Source organism: Chloroflexota bacterium (assembly GCA_038040195.1).
Lineage (GTDB): Bacteria > Chloroflexota > Limnocylindria > QHBO01 > QHBO01 > DASTEQ01.
In genome coordinates this window covers 1-3,080 of record JBBPIR010000018.1, presented here as the reverse complement: position 1 = coordinate 3,080, position 3,080 = coordinate 1, and the positions used below count along the sequence as shown (strand labels likewise).

The following is a 3,080-nucleotide window of genomic DNA, read 5'->3' as shown; positions in this document are numbered from 1 at the left end:
CTGCGCGTTGAACGCGGTCCGAGAGCGAGTGCGGGTAGAGCCCCGCGAGGCCTGCGGATCGCGGCTCTTGCCCGCGCCGGACGGTTTCCCGGGCATCATGCGGCCGAGCATGACCCGCGGCCGGCCTGTGGGGGTGTTCGTAAGTGACTACTCATAACTCAAAACTCAAGACTAAGACCGACGCGTCAGCGACACTCGAGCCCGCCTCCGCAGCCGGAGGTACCCGACCCCGGTGAGACCCAAGCCGAGCAACACGACGAAGGCCTGAGGCAGCGTCGGAACTGGGGTGGGGATCGTTATCGTGAATGTGACTTCCGCGAAACACCCGTTTGCGTCGGTCCCCCGGATGGTGAACGTGGAGGTGCCGGCAGTGGTCGGCGTTCCGGAGATCACGCCGGCCGCCGTCAGGGTGAGGCCCGCCGGCAGCGCACCGGCGGCTACGAAGAAGGTGTACGGTCCGGTCCCGCCGCTCCCCGTGAGCGTGTGCGTGTAGGCAACGCCCACGGTGCCATTGGGCGGCGGCGGGGCAATTGTAATGACCGGACACGCCGCCGGTGAGATGACGAACGTCCAGGCGGTGTCGGCGAAACAGCCGTTCGCATCGGTCCCGCGTATCGTGACGCTGGACGTGGTGGCGGCGGTCGGCGTCCCCGCCAGCACGCCGGCGGGCGTCAGCGTCATACCTGCCGGCAGCGTGCCGCTGGTGAGCGTAAACGTATACGGCGCCGTTCCGCCGCTTCCCGTGATCGTATGGGTGTAGGCAACGCCCACCCTGCCATTGGGCGGCGGCGGCCCGATCGAAATCACCGGACACACCGGCGGCGGCGGGGGTGGCGGTGGAGCGGCGGCCACGATCATCGCATAGGGGAGGGTCGCGAAACACCCGTTCGCGTCCGTCCCGCGTATCGTGACGGTGGACGTGCCGGCGGTGGTCGGCGTCCCCGACAGCAGGCCGGCCGAGGTCAGTATCAGGCCCGCCGGCAGCACGCCGGCGGTCACGCCAAAGGTGTACGGCGCGGTGCCGCCGCTTCCCGTGATCGTCTGGCTGTAGGCGACCCCCACCGTGCCGTTTGGCAGCACGGCGGGGGCGAGCGTAATGGGCGGGCACACGGGCGGAGGTGGCGGGGCGGGAGCAATGATTATCGTATAGGGGAGCGTCGCGAAACACCCGTTTGCGTCCGTCCCGCGTATGGTGACCGTAGACGTGCCGGCGGTGCTCGGCGTCCCCGACAGCAGGCCTGTCGGTGTGAGCGTCATGCCCGCCGGAAGCGTGCCGACGGTGACCGTAAAGGTGTACGGCGCGGTTCCGCCGCTCCCCGTGATCGTCTGGTTGTAGGCGACGCCCACCGTGCCGTTAGGCAGGACAGGAGGGGCGAGCGTAATGGGCGGGCACACCGGCGGCGGCGGCGGGGCGGGCGCGATGACGATCGTGTAGGCGGTGTCGGCGAAACAGCCGTTCGCATCCGTTCCGCGGATCGTGACGCTGGACGACCCGGCGTTGGTCGGGGTCCCCGCCAGCACGCCCGCCGGCGTGAGCGTCACGCCGGCCGGCAGGGTGCCGCCGGTGATCGTAAAGGTGTACGGCGCCGTTCCGCCGCTTCCCGTGAGCGTGTGGGTGTAGGCAACACCGACCGTTCCGTTGGGCGGAGGCGGACCGATCGAAATCACCGGACACGCAGGCGCGATGATCATCGTATAGGTGACAGTCGCGAAACACCCGTTCGCGTCTGTCCCGCGTATCGTGACGATGGACGTGCCGGCGCTGGTCGGCGTCCCGGCCAGCACGCCTGCCGGTGTGAGCGTCAGGCCCCCCGGCAGCGTGCCGCTGGTGACCGCAAAGGTGTACGGCGCGGTGCCGCCGCTTCCCGTGATCGTCTGGCTGTAGGCCACCCCCACCGTGCCGCTGGGCAGCGTCGCCGGGGACAGCGTAATGGGTGGGCACACCGGTGGCGGCGGCGGGGGGGGCGGGTTGCTGCACCCTCCGGCGGTGTTGCCGCCGCTGAGCGTCACGGCCCCGGCGGCTGTCGTCAACGCTCTCCCGGTCAGCGCGGCGCCGACACCCAACGTCACACCAGCCTGCGCCACGACGTTTCCGGCGAAGGTGACGCCATTGAGCGTCGCAGCGCTGGTGACCTGCCAGAACACGTTGCACGCGGAGGCGCCGTTTTCCAGGACGAGGCTGGAACCGACGTTGGCGGTGATGGCGCTCCCAACCTTGAAAATGTAGTTACCCGCGCCGCTGAGTCTCAGGGTTGTCCCGCTCGCAATGTTGGCCGTGCTCGTAAATGAATAGGTGCCTGGAATCAGCGTGAGTCCACCCAGCTCCGGACCGGTGGCCGTGGCGCCGCCCGTGCCTGCCAGGGTCGTGTAAAGAGAGGTGACCGACGACTGCGCGGCAATCGCGGCCCCATCATTCGCGTGGGTCCCAAAAGGCGGCACGACAGTGGCCCCTGCGGGAAAGCCGGTGATCGACGTGCCGGGTGACACGCCCACATCGCCGGTAATGACCGTGCCGGTGCCGGCGGCGGTGACCGCCGTGCCACCCACGACGGCAAAGCTCTGAGCGGAACCGAGCGACTGCGCCAATGCCGGAGAGGCCCCGCAGAGCAGCGCGATTAATCCGACGCTTGCAACAGGACCCAGGCGTTGGCGCGTCACATCGTGTCCTTTCTGGAGAAACACCTCGCAGTCTACGTGGCCAATAGGGAAGGCGCTGTTCTATATTGAACAGTCAGCGTCCGCGCGGCTCGCTATAGTCGCTGCACCATGGACGCGACTGCCTCGCCCGTCTCGTTTTCCGCCGACCTCTCGCGCTGTGCGGCCCTCTCTGAGTTGAGTGGCGACGAGGTCGCCGATCTCTTCATCGCCGCGCTCGCCAGGGCCGGCGCGACGGTTGTGAACGCCGTCTCCCACGCGTTTCCGAAGACCGGGCTCACCTGCGCGCTGATCCTGCGCGAGTCGCACGCGGTCCTGCACACCTGGCCGGAGACCGGCACGATCCACATCGATATCTTTTCCTGCACGCCGCGGCTCCGGAGCGTGCAGGCGATCAACGAGCTGGCGCAGTCCTTTGGCGCGCG

General features: G+C 68.6%; 2 protein-coding genes. One reads left to right on the top strand and one right to left on the bottom strand.

What is annotated here, in order from left to right; all coding sequences use genetic code 11:
• Nucleotides 1-171 precede the first annotated feature (171 nt).
• Complete coding sequence (locus tag AABM41_09690) at nt 172-2,658, bottom strand: putative Ig domain-containing protein (protein ID MEK6192569.1); 2,487 nt, start codon at nt 2,656-2,658, stop codon at nt 172-174.
• Nucleotides 2,659-2,766: 108 nt separating this feature from the next.
• Between AABM41_09690 and AABM41_09685 the strand changes: the two genes are divergently transcribed.
• On the top strand, nt 2,767-3,080 hold a 314-nt coding region (locus tag AABM41_09685), incomplete at its 3' end, for an S-adenosylmethionine decarboxylase (GenBank protein MEK6192568.1).